Genomic DNA, 1,052 nt, shown 5'->3' with positions numbered 1-1,052 from the left:
ATTAATGACGACAATGATAGAAAACTGTTGGCTACTGCTAAGAGAGTCGATTTTTACGATTTCGGACGTAGTCGGATCGGCCATGCAGTCTTTACCGCGCCTAACGGCATCTGTCAGGATATGAAACACGGCAAAGGCGTTTCCTACAAGCTGGTTACCAACTATGTTAATTTTCCGGATTATCCTTCGCCTGAAAATATCTTGATTATTACTGCGCAAGGCAAATATGAGCAAGACGGTTTTATATTGGATTCCACTGAGTCAAGGGTGACCAGTGCCAATAAAGAGTTTGCCAGAAAATATGGTGAAGCCCTGAAATCCAAGAATGGCCCTGAGACCAGACAGGTGAATATGGCTAATGCAGCCAGTGCAGAAAAAGGCAGACTGTTGGCTGATTATATCTGTCAGTAATCATATTAAAGGCCGTCTGAAATTCAGACGGCCTTTTTGAATCATGAATGCATCTCTTGTTCAAATGACAGCAGAATCTGTTTTACTTCATCCGCTTCTTTAACGGCGCGGATACGGTCAAACAATACCTGCGCCTGTTCAAACTCTTTTTTCATCATGCCCAGCCACTGTTTCAAGCGGGCAACCGGATATTTGTTGTTGGCTTCTTTGGCAAGGCATAAGTCGAAGAATTGGACTATCCATGAGGAGACTTCGGCAAAGTCGGTATCTTTGACTGTTTCGCCGTTTTCATATTGCTTGATTTGCCGCGCCAAGTCGGGACGGATAACTGCGCCGCGCCCGAGCATCACGCTGTCGCATCCGCTGACGGTTTTAATGTCGAGATAGTCTTGAAGGCTGAATACATCGCCGTTGGCAGTAACGGGAATACTGACTGCATCGCGGATTTTGCGCACCCATTCCCAATGTGCCGGCGGTTCGTAGCCTTCGACTTTGGTGCGCGCATGGACGGTTAATGCACATGCGCCGCCGTTTTCAATCGCGGAAGCACATTCCAATGCCAGACTTTTATCTTCATAACCGAGCCGCATCTTGGCAGTCAGCGGAATGTGTTGCGGAAGGCGTTGGCGCAGGGTGTGGAC

1 protein-coding gene and 1 pseudogene are annotated in these 1,052 nt (G+C 47.7%); one reads left to right on the top strand and one right to left on the bottom strand.

All coding sequences use genetic code 11. From position 1 onward, the window contains the following. A pseudogene (locus ACTHUM_RS15080) lies at positions 1-411 on the top strand (hypothetical protein); the annotation flags it as partial. Positions 412-452: 41 nt separating this feature from the next. Here the strand turns inward: ACTHUM_RS15080 and ACTHUM_RS15075 are convergent. After that, positions 453-1,052, bottom strand: a 600-nt coding sequence (locus ACTHUM_RS15075) for a tRNA dihydrouridine synthase (protein ID WP_440403299.1), incomplete at its 5' end; no start/stop codon positions are given.

The organism is Neisseria sp. P0021.S006 (genome assembly GCF_051956895.1).
This window is presented reverse-complemented; position numbering and strand designations above follow the sequence as displayed.